Annotated in this window: 1 protein-coding gene; it reads right to left on the bottom strand. The window is 63.7% G+C overall.

Annotated elements, in window-relative coordinates:
• Positions 1–6: 6 nt before the first annotated feature.
• Positions 7–1,329 (bottom strand): IS630 family transposase, encoded by a 1,323-nt coding sequence (locus ABZT47_RS40325; RefSeq protein ID WP_354854109.1) that lies wholly within the window; start codon positions 1,327–1,329, stop codon positions 7–9.
• Positions 1,330–1,378 lie beyond the last annotated feature (49 nt).

Here is a 1,378-nt window from a genome sequence, read left to right as displayed (position 1 = left end):
CTAGTGTCATGCGCCAGAAATCCGTCCCAAATATTTAGCGAGTGATTCGAGGATCTCTTCGGCGGTCTTGGTCCATACGAAGGGTTTGGGGTTCTGGTTCCAGTGGACGATCCAGTCGCGGATGTCCTTCTCCAGGGACTGGACGCTCTTGTGGACTCCGCGGCGGATGAGCTGGTCGGTCAGGTGACCGAACCACCGCTCGACCTGATTGATCCAGGAGGAGCCGGTCGGGGTGAAGTGCATGTGAAAGCGGGGATGGCGGGCCAGCCAGGCTTTGATCTGCGGGGTCTTGTGGGTGCCGTAGTTGTCGCAGATCAGATGGACATCCAGCTCGGCCGGCACTCTCTTGTCGATCGTGACCAGGAACTTCTTGAACTCCGCAGCCCGGTGCTGGCGATGCAACTCGCCGATGACACTGCCGTCGGCGATGTTGAACGCGGCGAACAGGCTGGTGATCCCGTTGCGGACGTAGTCGTGGGTGCGCCGCTCGGGCATGCCCGGCATCATCGGCAGCACCGGCTGGGAGCGGTCAAGTGCTTGGATCTGGGACTTCTCATCCACACACAGCACCACCGCCCGCTCGGGCGGGTTGTGGTACAGGCCGACGACATCGACGACCTTCTCCACAAACAGTGGGTCGCTTGACAGCTTGAAGGTGTCGGCCTGGTGCGGCTTGAGCCCGAAGTCCCGCCAGATCCGCCCGATGGTGGACTTACTGAGCCCGCTGCGTTCGGCCATCGATGCCCGCGACCAGTGTGTGGCGTTCTTCGGTGTCTGCTCCAACGTCGCCACCACCACTTGCTCGACCTGGTCCAAGGTGATCGACGGCGGACGGCCTGGCCGCTGTTCGTCGACCAGGCCATCCAGCCGTGACCGGATGAACCGCGAACGCCACTTGGACACCGTGGCCGGATCCACCCGCAGCTCATCGGCGACCTGCTTGTTGTCCTTGCCCTCCGCGCACGCCAGCACGATCTTCGATCGCATGGCAAGGATCTGGGACGACTTCGCGCGCCGCGCCCACCGCTGCAACGTCACCCGCTCGGCATCGCTCAGCGTCAACCCCGCCTTAGGCCGCCCCGGCAGGGACTCCTTCACCAAAGCCTGCACCCCGCCTCGCGCGAACACCGAACGCCACTTGCGCACGGTGTGCACCGAAACCCCCAGCTCCCGCGACACCTGCGCGTTACCGGCACCCGACTGCGCGCACGCCAGCACGATCCGCGCCCGCACCGCCAACCCCGACGACTCGGCCGACAACTCCACCAACCGAGCACGCTCGGTATCGGTCAGCTTGATCTCCACCGCAGACGGCCCCGAAGACGACATGCGGCAATCATAGAAATTTAAGTGACGAATTTCAGGCGCATGACACTAG

It is taken from the genome of Sphaerisporangium sp. NPDC005289 (assembly GCF_040607455.1).
GTDB lineage: Bacteria > Actinomycetota > Actinomycetes > Streptosporangiales > Streptosporangiaceae > Sphaerisporangium > Sphaerisporangium rhizosphaerae.
Note: the sequence above shows the minus strand (reverse complement) of the source record. Positions and strands in the feature narration are given on the sequence as shown.

Coding starts and splice junctions, on each gene's coding strand:
- ABZT47_RS40325 (WP_354854109.1), bottom strand. CDS start 1,329: ATGTCGTCTTCGGGGCCGTCTGCGGTGGAGATCAAGCTGACCGATACC.